The 13,230-nt window shown below is 53.3% G+C and carries 10 protein-coding genes; 1 reads left to right on the plus strand and 9 read right to left on the minus strand.

The window, feature by feature from the left end:
* Positions 1–24 precede the first annotated feature (24 nt).
* The 3 genes from J9880_RS14400 to J9880_RS14410 are packed head-to-tail and all read right to left on the minus strand — an operon-like array spanning position 25 to position 3,697.
* A complete protein-coding gene (locus tag J9880_RS14400) occupies positions 25–1,428 on the minus strand; it encodes a cytochrome c (protein WP_095922794.1) in 1,404 nt (467 codons plus the stop codon).
* Complete coding sequence (locus J9880_RS14405) at positions 1,425–3,080, minus strand: GMC family oxidoreductase (RefSeq protein WP_095922793.1); 1,656 nt, start codon at positions 3,078–3,080, stop codon at positions 1,425–1,427. Before J9880_RS14405 ends, J9880_RS14400 begins: the two co-directional genes overlap by 4 nt.
* Positions 3,080–3,697, minus strand: coding sequence for a sorbitol dehydrogenase family protein (locus J9880_RS14410; protein ID WP_119822549.1), 618 nt, complete (start codon positions 3,695–3,697; stop codon positions 3,080–3,082). Before J9880_RS14410 ends, J9880_RS14405 begins: the two co-directional genes overlap by 1 nt.
* A 681-nt stretch (positions 3,698–4,378) precedes the next feature.
* On the opposite strand from J9880_RS14410, the gene J9880_RS14415 reads away from it, so the two are divergent.
* Positions 4,379–4,723: a YejG family protein gene (locus J9880_RS14415; RefSeq protein ID WP_095922791.1), complete on the plus strand. Its 345-nt coding sequence runs from the start codon at positions 4,379–4,381 to the stop codon at positions 4,721–4,723.
* Between the two features lie 43 nt (positions 4,724–4,766).
* On the opposite strand, the gene yejF is transcribed toward J9880_RS14415, so the two are convergent.
* From yejF to mepS, 6 genes are all read right to left on the minus strand, one after another.
* On the minus strand, positions 4,767–6,374 hold the full coding sequence (yejF, locus tag J9880_RS14420; protein ID WP_131692970.1) for a microcin C ABC transporter ATP-binding protein YejF: 1,608 nt from the start codon (positions 6,372–6,374) through the stop codon (positions 4,767–4,769).
* A 1-nt stretch (position 6,375) separates the two neighbouring features.
* A complete protein-coding gene (locus J9880_RS14425) occupies positions 6,376–7,428 on the minus strand; it encodes an ABC transporter permease (protein ID WP_162928546.1) in 1,053 nt (350 codons plus the stop codon).
* Entirely contained in the window at positions 7,428–8,522 is a 1,095-nt protein-coding gene (gene yejB, locus J9880_RS14430) for a microcin C ABC transporter permease YejB (protein WP_095922789.1), read from the minus strand. The genes J9880_RS14425 and yejB overlap by 1 nt, the downstream gene beginning before the upstream one ends.
* A 10-nt stretch (positions 8,523–8,532) precedes the next feature.
* Entirely contained in the window at positions 8,533–10,338 is a 1,806-nt protein-coding gene (locus tag J9880_RS14435; protein ID WP_119822547.1) for an extracellular solute-binding protein, read from the minus strand.
* A 197-nt stretch (positions 10,339–10,535) separates the two neighbouring features.
* Positions 10,536–12,068 carry a cyclic di-GMP phosphodiesterase gene (locus J9880_RS14440; protein ID WP_229921067.1) on the minus strand — a complete coding sequence of 511 codons (1,533 nt, stop codon included), beginning with the start codon at positions 12,066–12,068 and terminating at the stop codon, positions 10,536–10,538.
* Between the two features lie 217 nt (positions 12,069–12,285).
* Positions 12,286–12,861 carry a bifunctional murein DD-endopeptidase/murein LD-carboxypeptidase gene (mepS, locus tag J9880_RS14445; RefSeq protein ID WP_095922787.1) on the minus strand — a complete coding sequence of 192 codons (576 nt, stop codon included), beginning with the start codon at positions 12,859–12,861 and terminating at the stop codon, positions 12,286–12,288.
* Between the last annotated feature and the right edge of the window lie 369 nt (positions 12,862–13,230).

Genomic DNA, 13,230 nt, shown 5'->3' on the forward strand with positions numbered 1-13,230 from the left:
CGTTTTGCATGTCAGCGTGAAGGATTACGCTGCTTTGGTTTTGCGTTTCCGGCCAAGCCAGAAAATCAGCACCAGCAGAACAATTACGCCAGCCACCATCGCCGGTGCCATGAACGGTTGCAATTTTGCCAGCAATGTCACCGGACCGCCTGCCCGTAACACCGCCACATCCTGCGCGCTGACCTGCACACCGGCGTTGCCGTAGTTTTTCAGCACGTAGTTGGAGATGTCGGCAATTTGCTGGTCGTCTAACTGACCGACATATGATCCCACGCCGAATTTCGGCATCAGCACGTGATGGTCACCGACCTGACGATCCACGCCGTACAGAATGGCAGAAATCAGGTTAGAGGCGTTGCCCATGCCGGTGGCGGTGTTGTTAAACAGTGACGGATAAGCCTGATTTTCGCTGCCTGAGCCATCCGGCTGGTGGCAACTGGCGCAATAGCCGCTGAACAGTGCAGCACCGTTGTCGATAGTTTTATTGGCGTTAAACGGATGTGCGCCGCGTAAACCTTCTTCCACATTGACTGGTTTGCCAAAGGTATCCGCCGCCTGCGTATCACGCGGGTCGCGAACCGGCGTGCTGTTTTTCAGGTAGAAGGCAATCGCGTTCAGATCGCTGTCAGACATGTATTGCAGACTGTTCTGTACCGCTTCCGCCATGCCGCCTGCTGCCTGATTTTTTCCGGCGGTACGGCCGGTTTTCAGGTATTCCACCAGTTGCGCCTGCGACCAGTTGCCGATACCGCTGACCGGATCTGAACTGATATTCGGCGCATACCACGGCCCGACCATGCCGCCTGCCAGCGGTTTATCCGTCACCGACCCCATCATCAGGTTACGGGGGGTATGGCAGGTATCACAGTGACCGGCACCGTTCACCAGATAAGCGCCGCGATTCCATTGCTCACTTTTCGACGGATCCGGCTTAAACGGCGTGCTGTCGAGGTACATCATGTTCCAGCCCGCCATGGCGATACGCATGTTGAACGGGAACGGCAGGGCGGTTTCCACATTCGGCTGCTCAACCGGTTTCACCCCTTGCTGGAAATAGACATACAGCGCGTGCATGTCGGCATCGCTCATATGGCTGTAAGAGGTGTAAGGCATGGCCGGATACAGATTGGCACCGTCCGGACGAACCCCTTCACGTACCGCGCGGATGAACTGCGCTTCGGTGTAATTGCCGATACCAGACTGCTTCGATGGCGTGATGTTAGTGGTATAAATCGTGCCCATCGGCGAGTGAATTTCATAACCCCCGGCAAAAGGTTTGCCGCCTTCCGGGGCGGTATGACAAGCCTGACAGTCAGCGGCGGTCGCCACTTCCTGACCCTGACGGATCAGTTCTGCCTGATTATCGGCAGCAAAAGCCATTCCGCTAAGGGATGCGCTTAACAGGCAGGCGGTGAGAAGTTTTTTCATGCGGCACCTGCCAGTTTTTTCGCCATATCATCAGCTGCTTTCAGGCCGAGTGCGGCCATGGTCAGCGTACTGTTTACCACGCTGGAAGACGGGATCGCGCCGCCGCCCGGTAACCACAGGTTAGCGTGGTCATGAGCACGACAGTTGCCGTTCACCACCGAATCTTTCGGATCGCTGCCCATGATGGTGCCGCCCATGATGTGGTTGTTGGCATTCAGGCTGGTGGTGATATTGAATTCTTCCGCCATAAACAGGGAACCGATGTGCTCCAGCTGCTTGTGCGCGGCTTCTGCGCCTTTACGCACGTAATCGCCGACGTCGTAATGAATGTCCGGGCACGGCAGACCGTGTGGATCTTTACGGGTGGTGCTCAGCGTCAGGCGGTTATTCGGATCCGGCAGCGGTTCGAGGCTGATGGACAAATCCACACCGAAGATTGAACGGCGGCGGATCTCTTCATCCAGCTCTTTACCCACCAGCCCCATCTGTAAGGCTTTTGAGGTGGCCGGGATCACACGGCTGATGTTGTTGAGGATCATTTTGTTGGCAGAATAATCTTTGCGGAAATCGCCGTCGCGCGGCCCCACCAGACAACTGCTTTGTGCCGGACCACGACCGATCCACAGCGGTTCTTTGGCAATGAACGTACAGTGGAAACCGGAGTGGTCCATCATGTTACGGCCAACGTGATCAGAAGAGTTGGCGATACCGTTCGGGTTCTTGTCGTTGGCCGCCATCAGCAGCAGACGCGGCGTTTCGATGCCATTACAGGCCAGCGCGAACACTTTACCCGTGGCTTTATGCGATTTCTTCTCACTGTCCAGCCAGTGAACGGCGGTCACATTGTTGTTTTCATCGGTGTCAATTTTGTAGACCACCGCTTCAGCCAGCACTACGGCACCTTTGTTCTCCGCGCGTTCCACGTGGGCAATGCCGTTGTACATCGCGCCAATCGGGCAGATCGGCTGGCAGTTATTGTTGCCACAACAGGTCGGACGGCCGTTCCACGGACGGGTACTGCGGCCCTGGGGGATCGGTACGGAGCGGTAACCGTGCGGGTTAACGATTTCAGCGAAACGGGTGTCGCCGTAACCGTAAGGGACCTGTTCCATCGGATAGGGTTTGCTGCGTTCAGAAGGGGATTGCAGTTCCGGATCGTTCGGACCCGCTACGCCGATTTCTTCCTCAGCGCGGCAATAATAAGGTTCCAGCTCATCGTAAGAAATCGGCCAGTCACGTCCCACGCCATACAGGGTTTTCATTTTGAAATCGTTAGGAACATGACGCCAGCAGGAAGCCGCCCAGTGCCAGGTGGTGCCGCCCACAGTGCGCAGGTAACCCTGTTTGAAGCTGCTGGCGCTCGGTCCGGTCAGATGGACGTAGTTATTTTCCGGGAAGTACAGCGGGGCAGGCGCGTTTTTGGACTGCGGGTAAAGCCCCTGGAAATCCGAACCGGCACGGTTTTCAAACGGCATGTTGCGCCAGTTTTCCACCGCCTGAGCACGTTCAATACGCAACCCGGCTTCGAGCACCAGAACAGAATGTCCCTGACTGACCAGCTGATCGGCAATCATGCCGCCTACAACGCCGGAACCGACAACAATCACATCAGCAGACGCATCGCCGTCTGCAGTAAATTCTGGTTTTTTCATCAGGCTTTGCTCACAACATTTGTTTCAGAAGGATTGGTAAAACGATCGGCGTTCATGGATTCAGGCATCGCGGCAGCAGGCGGCGCAGCGGTGAAATACAGCGGACCATTACCGCAGTAAGTCGGCACAATCAGGCCGTCACTGACCGGGCGATACATCAGCGCGTCTTTATAGGAGATAAGAATGGAATCGGTTCCATGCCCGACCGTGCCGGTATACCAGGCGGTGACGATGGCGGTCACCAGTTCACCCAGACCATTTTGTTTCGCCACTTCCTGCAAATCTTTTGCCGCCTGACCTGGTTTCACCAGCGCGTGCAGTTTGCTGACCTGCGCAGGGAAGTCGGGTTGAGAGCGGTAAAAGGCGTTGAAAATCTGGGCGGAAGTCCCTTCGCTGATATTTTTATGCTCAGTGATGGCCTGTGAAACCAGATAGAACTGACCGAAAATGACCGGATCCTGAGCAGCGGTTTCTTTCTCCGCCTGGCTGAGGAACGGGAAGCCGAGCAGGGTGGTGGCCACCATGGCGGACGTCAGTCCTTTCAGCAGTTCACGACGACTGAAACCGGTTCCATTTTCGGGTGTATTGCTTCCAATGATTGAAGGATCGTTTTCCATCTCTTTCTCGCTGGGATTGGGTTGTTTTGCCAAACGGCAGTGAATTCGCGTATCTGATTCTTATTATAATTTGCGTAATGCGAGATTTATCAGCGGGTTAGTTTCTGCCGATGTGTGTCGCGATAGGGTATACCACTTATAACGGTGCGGATGATAAGCCAAAGAAGAGGGATTTGTGCAAACAAATTGTGCGGATTTATTAACATTAGATCCGCAATTTAACGTATGATGCGCGGCGGTAAAAATTGTAACCAACCGGTTCATTTCAGACTGAAATTAACAGAGTGACTGAACGACCCGCTGAAGTAAAAATCCACTATCTTATTGATAATAAGAGTTTTGTGAGATTGACCTGAGTTTTTAAGGCTTTCTATTTGTATATAAAATGTAAACAAATAAGCAATTAAAAGTAGCGCCAATTGATTAAAATGGTTGTGAATCAACACGGAAAAGGTTACAAATAAGCCAAAATGAGATCTGCCTCGCAGAACAGGTGAGAGCAGAGATAAAAATGACGGTGGTCTGCCGTTTTGTATCCGGTGACGTTAATTTAATGTTAATTATTTGAACGGAATGTGGGCAAAGCTCAGCCTGTCGGCTATAACTTAAACAGTGCGGTTGTAGCCATTTTGTAAAAATATCGTGTAAATGATTTGAATGAATCATTGTCTGGGGAACCACGTGAATAATATCCAACTTTCGGTAGTACATCGTTTGCCGCAAAGTTATCGCTGGTTATCAGGGTTTGCGGGTATCAAAGTTGAACCGATTCCGCTGCCGGGTAACGAGGAAGATAACAATCTGATCGGCCTGAAACTGCTCAGCCATGAGGGCGAATTCGCCTGGCAGGTGATGCATCAGCTGACCGATGCCTTAGAAGATATTCAGGTAAAAGCGGCGATTGTTGAAATTGACGGTGAGCCTTGTCTGTTCGTGCATCGTGAAGATGAAAGCGCCACCTTGTGCTGCCTGAAAAACATCGGCGCGGCGATCGCGGAATCTGTCACCGCACTTTATCCTTTCTGACACGCCTGAATTGTCACTCCTTCAGGCGCGTTGATCCTGTGTATCAGGATGTCGTATCGAAAGCATCTGACGCGGCCAGCAATTCGCGGGTGTAAGCCTGCTGCGGCGCGGTAAAAATCTGCTCGCAATCTCCCTGTTCCACCACTTCCCCGTTGCGTAACACTAACAACTGATGGCACAACGCCCGCACCACATGCAAATCATGGCTGATAAACAGATAGGTCAGGCCGTGGCGTTGCTGCAATTCACTCAAAATGGTCAGGATTTGCGCCTGTACCGACTTATCCAGAGACGACGTGGGTTCATCAAGGATCAGCATTTCCGGCTGGAGGATCAGTGCGCGGGCAATTGCAATACGCTGGCGCTGGCCGCCGGAAAACTCGGTCGGATACCGGTGGCGGGACTGCGGATCTAACCCCACTTCCTGCATCGCGCGGATCACTTCTGCGTCGCGTTCCTGTTCACTCACGTTGCGGTGCACTAGCAACCCCTCGGCAATAATCTGTCCGACGGTAAAACGCGGATTCAGTGCCGAGAAGGGATCCTGAAACACCACCTGGATCCGGCTGCGGAACGGCAGCATTTTCTTGCGGGAGAACGTATGCAGCGGCTGGCCGTCAAACCAGATTTCGCCCTGCGACTTCATCAGACGCAGGAGTGCCAGCCCGGTGGTGCTTTTGCCGGAACCGGATTCGCCCACCACGCCGAGACTTTCTCCGCGACGCAGCTGAAAACTAACCTGATTCACCGCATGTTTGATGCTGACCGTGCGGCGCAACAGGCCACGCCGGACCGGAAAACCGACATCCAGATTTTTCACCTCCAGCAGAACGGGCTGTTCGCCATTCAGCGGCTGTGGGCGTCCCTGAGGTTCGGCCAGTAACAACTGGCGGGTGTAGGGATGCTGAGGCTGGCTGAACAGCGTGCTGCGCGGTTGCTGCTCAACAACGCGTCCGTGTTGCATTACCGCCACGGTGTCCGCCAGACGGCGCACAATGCGCAGGTTATGGGTGATAAACAGCATCGCCATGCCCATTTCCTGCCTGAGTTCGGCAAGCAGCGATAAAATCTGCGCCTGAACGGAGACGTCCAGCGCGGTGGTTGGTTCGTCAGCAATCAGCAATTTTGGCCGCGTCAGCACCGCCATCGCAATCATCACGCGCTGCCGTTCACCGCCGGAAAGCTGATGCGGAAAATCCCGCAGACGCGAGGCGGCCTGACGGATACCCACGCGGTCCAGACAGCGGAGAATTTCGCCGCGCGCTGCTTCTCCGCGCAGATTGCGGTGCAGCGTCAGCACTTCGGTCAGCTGTTTTTCAATGGTATGCAGCGGATTGAGCGACACCATCGGTTCCTGAAAGATCATCGAAATCTGATTGCCGCGGATCTGCCGCAATGTCATGGCGTCGGCCTTCAGCAGCGACTGCCCGGCAAAAAGGATATCGCCCTGCGGCCAGACCACGGAAGAGGGCAGCAGGCGCAATACCGACAGTGCGGTGACGCTTTTACCGGAACCGGATTCGCCGACCAGCGCCAGCGTTTCTCCCGCATGGATATTCAGCGACACGTCGCTGACCACTTCGCGCTGTTCGTTCCCCTGACGGAAAGCGACGCTGAGGTTTCTGATCTGCAATAACGCGGCGTCTGTCATGTCAGAGTGCCTCACTGTTGTGGTGTGCGGACGGATTGAAGGCGTCGCGAACCGCTTCACCAATGAAAATCAGCAATGACAGCAGGGTGGCCAGCACCACGAACGCACTGATCCCAAGCCAGGGCGCCTGCAAATTATTCTTGCCTTCCATCAGCAGCGTACCCAGCGACGGAGAACCCAGCGGCAGACCGAAGCCGAGGAAATCCAGCGACGTCAGGGTGGTGATGGAGCCACAAAGGATAAACGGCAGATAGGTCAGGGTCGCAACCATTGCATTCGGCAACATATGTCGCCACATAATGGCGCGGTCACTGACGCCCATCGCCTGTGCAGCGCGGATATAATCGAAATTACGGGTGCGCAGGAATTCCGCGCGCACTACGCTGACCAGCGTCATCCAGCCGGAAAGTACGGTTATCAGCAGCAGCCACCAGAAATTCGGCTGCACCACGCTGGCCAAAATGATGATTAAAAACAGGGTCGGGATACTCGACCAGACCTCAATAAAGCGTTGCCCCAGCAGGTCGGTCAGCCCGCCGTAATAACCCTGCGTGGCCCCGACCATAATGCCCATCACCGAGGTCAGCACGGTCAATAAAATCCCGAAGAACAGTGAAATGCGCAGGCCATAGAGGATCTGCGCCAGCACGTCGTGACCGTTGCTGTCGGTGCCCAGCCAGTTCTGCGTGGAAGGCGGCGAAGGGAAGGGCTGCGTGGTGGAAAAATTGATGGAGTGGTAACTGCTGCGGATCGGTGCCCACACTGCCCAGCCGTGGTCTTCAATCTGGCGCAGGACAAAGGGATCCTGATAATCGGTCGGGGTTTCCAGTTCTCCGCCAAACGTGGTTTCGCTGTAATTCACCATAAAGGGCACGTACAGATGTCCCTGATAGCGTGCCAGCAGCGGTTTATCATTGGCCAGCACATTGGATAACAATACAAGAATCAGCATCGCCATGAATATCCACAGTGACCAGAAGCCCCGCCGGTTCTGGCAAAAACGCGCCCAGCGCGCCTGATTGACGATGTTCAGCTTAAAGAGACTCACGCTCATCAGTGGCGGCCCTCAAAATCGATACGCGGGTCAACCAGCGTGTAAGTGAGGTCACTGATGATATTCAGCAGTAAACCGATCAGGGTAAAGACGTACAGCGTGCCGAAAATGACCGGGAAATCGCGCTGCACGATCGCGTCGTAGCCCAGCAACCCCAGCCCCTGCAAGGAGAACATCACTTCAATCAGTAAGGAACCGGTGAAAAACATGCTGATAAAGGTGGCCGGAAAACCGGCGATCACCAGCAGCATGGCGTTGCGGAAAACGTGGCGGTACAAAATCTGTTTCTCGTTCAGCCCCTTGGCGCGTGCAGTCACCACATATTGCTTACCGACTTCATCCATAAACGAGTTTTTGGTCAGCATCGTCAGCGTGGCGAACCCGCCGATGACCGTCGCCAGCACCGGCAACGTAATGTGCCAGAGGTAATCGGTCACTTTGCCATACCAGGGTAACGTATCGAAATTCGGTGAGGTGAGACCACGCAGCGGGAACCAGTCGAGGTAGTTGCCGCCGGTAAACAGCACGATCAGTAAGATGGCGAACAAAAAAGAGGGCACGGCGTAGCCGACGATAATCACCGAACTGCTCCAGGTATCGAATTTCGAGCCGTTGCGGACGGCTTTGCGGATCCCAAGCGGGATCGACACCAGATAGATTATCAGTGTGCTCCATAAGCCGAGGGTAACCGACACCGGCAAGGCACTTTTCACCAGCCCCATCACGGAAGAACCGCGGAACAGACTGTCGCCGAAATCAAAGCGAACGTAGTTCGATAACATCTCAAAATAGCGTTCATGCAGGGGTTTATCGAAACCGAAGCGGTGGGTGATTTCCGCAATGACTTCCGGATCCAGACCGCGTGCGCCACGGTACTGGCCTTCACTGAACTGCGCCAGTCCCGGAGACGCCTTGCCATTTCCGCTGCCGCCTCCCGCACCGGGTAAGCCGCCGGATTGTCCCATTTCTATCGCCGCGATGGCCTGATCCACAGGACCGCCGGGGGCGATCTGCACGATAAAAAAGTTAATGGTGATGATCGCCCATAATGTCGGGATCACCAGCAGCAGTCGTCTTAACAGATAGGCGGCCACAATGTGCTCCTCAGCGACGTTGCGCAGGTAAGCGGGCTGCGCGGTTCATGTCATACCACCAGGTATCGAGTTCCATACCATTAGACGGCGTGACCGCGGGCATCGAGAATTTATCCCAATAGGCATAGCGTTCGTGGTGGGTGTACCACATCGGGATCATCAGCATGTTCCAGGTCAGCACGCGGTCGAGCGCATGGCCCAGCGACAACAGCGCCTCAGGTTTGCCCTGATTCGCGGCAATCTCATCGGTCAGCTTATCAATGGCCGGATCGCTGACACCGGATTTGTTGTAAGTGGAATCGAGATACTGGGTGTTCCAGTAAATACGTAAATCACTGCTGGGGTACGAAGTGGCGGGGTAAACGGTCGGCAGCATATCGTAATCACGCTGGCGCATACGGCGGACAAACTGGGAGTTATCCACCTCACGGATCGACATCTTAATGCCAAGCCGCTGTAAATTATGCTGGAACGGCAGAACATACTGCGAGTTACCCCCGCTTGGCAGCAGCAGTTCAAAGGTCAACGGCTTGCCGGTTTTGCTGTTCACCAGCACCTGATTTTTGATTTCCCAGCCCGCTTCTTTCAGCAAAGCGGTGGCTTTCAGTAAATTCGTCCGGTCGTTACCGCTGCCGTCCGAAGCGGGAGGCTGATACAACGTGGTGAAGACTTCCGGCGGAACCTTGCCTTTCAGCGGCCCCAGCCACGCCAGTTCGGCAGAGTTGGGATAATCTTTTGCCGCATATTCCGTATTCTGAAAATAGCTGTTCACGCGCTGGTATGCGCCGAAATACAGCGCCTTGTTCATCCAGTCAAAATCAAAGGCCAGCGTGATGGCTTCACGCACCTTACGGTCGGCAAACTGCGGGCGATGGATATTAAATGCCAGCCAGCGGGTGTCCTGTGCCGCCTGATTTTCCTCATCAGCTTTGACGATAAAGTTTTTGCTGAAATTACCGCCCTGATATTGCGTCGCCCAGTTTTTCGGCGAGGACTCCATGCGGAAATCGAATGCGCCAGATTTGAATGCTTCCAGCGCGACGTTATCGTCGAGGTAATAATCGTAGCGGATGGTGTCGAAATTATAGCGTCCCCGGTTGACCGGCAGATTGGCCGCCCAGTAATCTGTGACCCGCGAATAGGTGACGTACTGACCCAGTTTGTAATCGCTGATGCGGTAAGGCCCGCTGCCCGGCGGCGGCGTACTCAGCGGTTCGTTGAATTTATGCTTTTCCCAGAATGTCTGCGGCAAAATCGGTAAACCGAGCAGGCCGAGCATCATGTCTTTATCCGGTTTCGGCAGTACCATGCGTACCGTCAGTCGTGAAATGGCTTTCACTTCCACGCCTTTATAGACCACGCGGAACTGCGGCACGCCTTCGGTCATGAATTTTTTGAAGGAGAACGCCACGTCGCTGGCGGTAATCGGCGTGTTGTCGTTGAATCGTGCGCGGGGATTAATATCCACTTCAACCCAGCGGTACTGGCTGTCATAGCGTGCAGAATCGGCGATCAGCGGGTAGTAGCTGCCGATTTCATCGCTGGAGGTGGTGAACAGGCTGTCGTAAAGCGAACCGCTGCGTGCGGCCGGATTGCCACGGGTCGCGAAGCGGTTGAAGTTGTCATAGGTGCCGATTGCTGCCAGCGTGATCTGTCCGCCTTTCGGGGCAGCCGGATTCACATAGTCAAAACTGGTGAAGTTAGAGACGTACTTAGGCTCGCCCAAAATGGCGAACGCATAACTGTCCTGTATGACTTCAGCCTGTGTGCTGAAACTCAGCAGACAGAGCACAACGGCGAACGCACGGGAAAACATCCTGAATCTCCACTCCTGTGATGACGACAGCATGAGTCGGACAGGGCCGCAGCCGAATGTCCGGTATTAATCAATTGAAAGCTAAGATGTTGTAACCTGCAAATCTTAGATCCCGCCCCTGATTTCGGCCTTTTTATCACAACCGGATGCAGACGCCTAAGAGAAAAATGGAACAAAAGGTGCGGGGCTGATGCAGGTCAAATCTGCCAGGTGGCTTCTTTCTCATTGAAATCCCGGATAAAGTCCAGCAGTTCGGGCACGCCCAACGGCTTACTGTACAGATATCCCTGCAAATAGGTCACCCCGTGATTGCGCAGATATTCCGCCTGCATCTCCGTCTCGACGCCTTCCGCCACGGTTTTCAGCTTCAGCTCTTCCGTGAGTTTAAGAACAGTGTCCAGCACCGGTGCGATCAGGGTTTTCTGATCAATCGACATCACGAAGCCGCGGTCAATTTTCAGATAATCCAGGGTAAACTTCTCAAGATAAATCAGCGCGCTGTGGCCGGTGCCAAAATCGTCGATGGCGATTTCGATCTTATGGCGGCGCAGCCAGTTAAATTCACGCAGCGCCCCTTCGGTATCAATCATGCCGCGTTCGGTGATTTCAAACACCACCTGAAACGCATTCTCCGGCAATGCTTCGATAAAATTCATCACATCGTCATGAAAACTGACTTTACCCATATGATGAGGAGAAATGTTGATGCTCAGTTTTCCCTTTTCGGCAAACGCATGCTGTAATTTATGCGCATCCGCCGCCACCATCGACATCATGTGCTGCGTCAGTTCGACAATCAGCCCCTGATTTTCCGCGTAGCCAATAAAGACATCCGGCGGAATACGTCCCTCGATAGGATGCTGCCAGCGCAGCAAGGCTTCCACGCCGGTGACTTTCAGGTTTCTGGCGTCGATCACCGGTTGGTATTCGACAAAGAACTCTTTATTTTTCAGTCCGCGCAGAATTTCACGTTCGACATTGTGGCGGTTGAGCAGGCTGTGATAAATCAGCGCGCACACCAGCAGGCTGAGCAGCAGACCGCCGGACAGGGTAAAAAGTACGTTATCGCGGGTCAGGGAAGGGGAGTAGAGGCGGATATTAAACGGATAACTGTCGATTTTGACTTCGGTAAAATGACTGCGCGGTAAATTTTTGACAGGCACCAGCCCGGCCTGCGAGGAAATCAGCGCGGTATCCCCCACCAGCAGGGCAAAACCCCGGTAGCCGGAACCGGGCTGCGCAAAAAGCATGTAGGGTGACAGGGTGAGTTCAAGCGTGGCAATCACACCGTCATCTGATGCACCGGGATTACGCTGCCACACAATGATCACCGCGCGGTTAGGCACGGCGGGTGTGCCCATTTGCAGATCAATACTCATCGGTTTGTCGAAATCGATATCGTGCAGCGAGCTGTTGGCAGCAATATGCTGGTTTCCTGAGGCCGAAGAGCAAAAGACCATGCCGTTGCGCACCAGCTGAAAATCACGCACACCGATACTGAATGCCGCGTCGCGGTTTAACTCCCCGGCAATGGAATCACAGGACTCTGCCGTCAGCAGCCCGATCCGCCGCATGGTGTCGGTTAACTGATCTAAATAGTCGGAAGTAAACTTTGCGGTGCGCTGCGCAATTTCATTTTGTTCACGAAGCGTGTTGGTTTTAATGACGGTGAGGGTGACGGCGGTAAATAAAATAAAAAACAGGGCGGAGAAAAGGACACTTCTTTTCAAATAACGGCGCTTGGGTAATACGGTGTGTGTGAGCGCCGTTTTTAAACCCATATGTTTTGCCCTTTTTCTCGCCGAAGAAATAAAAGTATAACCCAGTAAAAAAAACAACAGACCCTAAATACACTTTATTACGGGCATAAAAAAACGCCATCCGAAGATGACGTTTTTTTATTCGCTTGGCACAGGACAACAAGAACTAAATCATAGGGTAACGTACTCAGCCGTTAGCCAAAACTCGTCTTGCTTCACGATAACGCGCATTCCAGTAGGATTCTTTCAGATTTGAAATCATCACACCGTTGCTGGTGGATGCATGAACAAACTGATCATTCCCTAAATAAATACCGACGTGACGTCCCGTGGATCCTGCGCGGAACAGAACCAGATCGCCCGGACGCAGTTTGGTGCGCTGAACTTTCTTGCCTTTCTCTTCCTGTTCATAGGTTGAACGAGGTAAATCCATACCAAATTGTTCGCGGAATGTTACCTGAACGAAGGCTGAGCAATCGATACCACGCTTGCTGTCACCGCCTAACCGATAACGAACGCCTTTCCAGCCAGCGTACTGATCCATAATTTTGGATTTAACGTTGACGTTGCGAACCATTGCTTCGAATTCATCCTGAGAGGCTTGCAGTAGAAGGCCATCATTGCCATTTACTGCACGCATATCAGTTTGTGCGTTTTCTGTGTTCGAAGAATGTGTACCACTACACGCAGAGAGAATAATTGCTGCGCCAATCGCGGGGATCATCCGCGTGATATATCTCAGAAACGGTTGAGACTTGACCATTATTGTTGTTATCCCTTGCTGTCCTTAACGATGAAATCGTTATTAAAATTGCCAAACGAAGCGAGACTACCTGCCACTCACACGGTGGACAAACACCTCTGGGGTAAAATGTGCGTCAGAGCAAGTTTTTTTCCTTCAACACGGGTGTTTTTGCCACAATTGTGTGCGGGCGTTTTGGAGAGTACCGTAATGAATAGGGGATTGCGAGAGGTATTATGAGATTTTTTATAAGAAATTGTGATGTAAGGTGATGTAAGTAAACATGTTAAAAACGATGGGTGTTTTTTATACTTATTTAGCTTAAAACCGCATCACAAGCGGGTTGCAGGCACATAATACAGCACAGACGCCCTGAGAAACCTCTCAAAA

The organism is Rahnella victoriana, from assembly GCF_021276285.1.
In the GTDB taxonomy this organism is placed as follows: domain Bacteria; phylum Pseudomonadota; class Gammaproteobacteria; order Enterobacterales; family Enterobacteriaceae; genus Rahnella; species Rahnella victoriana.

Excerpts from the sequence above, each read along its gene's own strand:
- J9880_RS14425 (WP_162928546.1), bottom strand. The coding sequence starts at position 7,428 with ATGAGCGTGAGTCTCTTTAAGCTGAACATCGTCAATCAGGCGCGCTGG.
- J9880_RS14410 (WP_119822549.1), bottom strand. The coding sequence starts at position 3,697 with ATGGAAAACGATCCTTCAATCATTGGAAGCAATACACCCGAAAATGGA.
- J9880_RS14435 (WP_119822547.1), bottom strand. The coding sequence starts at position 10,338 with ATGTTTTCCCGTGCGTTCGCCGTTGTGCTCTGTCTGCTGAGTTTCAGC.
- yejF (WP_131692970.1), bottom strand. The coding sequence starts at position 6,374 with ATGACAGACGCCGCGTTATTGCAGATCAGAAACCTCAGCGTCGCTTTC.
- mepS (WP_095922787.1), bottom strand. The coding sequence starts at position 12,861 with ATGGTCAAGTCTCAACCGTTTCTGAGATATATCACGCGGATGATCCCC.
- J9880_RS14405 (WP_095922793.1), bottom strand. The coding sequence starts at position 3,080 with ATGAAAAAACCAGAATTTACTGCAGACGGCGATGCGTCTGCTGATGTG.
- J9880_RS14400 (WP_095922794.1), bottom strand. The coding sequence starts at position 1,428 with ATGAAAAAACTTCTCACCGCCTGCCTGTTAAGCGCATCCCTTAGCGGA.